This is a genomic window from Quyinboa mangrovi, from assembly GCF_042219825.1.
Classification (GTDB): Bacteria; Bacteroidota; Bacteroidia; order Bacteroidales; family UBA5342; genus JBHJHP01.
The window spans coordinates 1-960 of sequence record NZ_JBHJHQ010000045.1 but is presented as its reverse complement, the minus strand read 5'-3'; the positions used below and the strand labels follow the sequence as shown (position 1 = coordinate 960).

The following is a 960-nucleotide window of genomic DNA, read 5'->3' as shown; positions in this document are numbered from 1 at the left end:
ATTGATGCTGTCACGGTAAACCTGGTTGCTGTCTGACTGTGATGCAAAGTATGTTGAGTAGTTGGCTACTGAATCAGAATTTTCTTTAATGGCTGCATCCAGCAGATCGTCTGCATTAACCAGACTGGTGGCACCACTGATATAGTTGGCTGTTCCGTTAGCAGTATAGGTTCCGTCTGTTCCAAGACCGGCTCCCGTTTCAATTGCATCAACCTCAGTTTGTGTTGAACCGGCTGAAGTTGCCACTGCATCAACATATGTTTTTACGGCTCCTGCTGTTACAAGCGAATCGTTATCTGCACCTGCATTCACTGAAGTTGTGATTCCGCTAACTCCGGTTCCGCCGATAACAACCGCACCATCAAATACGGCACTGTCTGTTACCTGTAATTGTGCGGTACCCAGTGAATCACCAACATATAATTCATTGATAGAAGATATCGTATCGTTCAATATAACAACTCCCGTATTAGATACGGATACATCACCTGTAATATCCCTGGCCTGGGCCTGGTCGCTTGCATTTCCTACATACATTTGACCATCAGGTAAGGTCAGACTGCTCGGGTCAACCGAAAGTGAACTTGCATCCTGCCAGTAGAAATTTCCATTTCCGCTTGAAGACAATACCTGTCCGGCTGTTCCATTCTGCAAATAACCTGAATTTGCTGCCAATTTGGATGCTGTAATATTTCCACGTGCAATTGCTACAGTTCGAACTGAATCCCATACTGCAGTTGAACCGTCAGTCGTGAGGACAAGATTCGCTAACCCAGCCTGTGCAGGCAGCGGATCAAGTGAATTTAAATCTGTTCGTAAAGCAAGGATTGAATCACTTAAGTTATTAATACTATCCCTGTATACCAAACCACTATCCTGTAATGCACTGATGTAGGATGCATAGTTGATCACAGAATCACTGTTTACTTTAATAGCTGCATCTAAAAGATCATCTGCATT

1 protein-coding gene is annotated in these 960 nt (G+C 43.9%); it reads right to left on the bottom strand.

Annotated features, from left to right (window positions below; translation table 11 throughout):
• The coding region (locus ACE1ET_RS20475) for a hypothetical protein (RefSeq protein ID WP_375730290.1) at window positions 1-960 on the bottom strand (960 nt) is incomplete at both ends.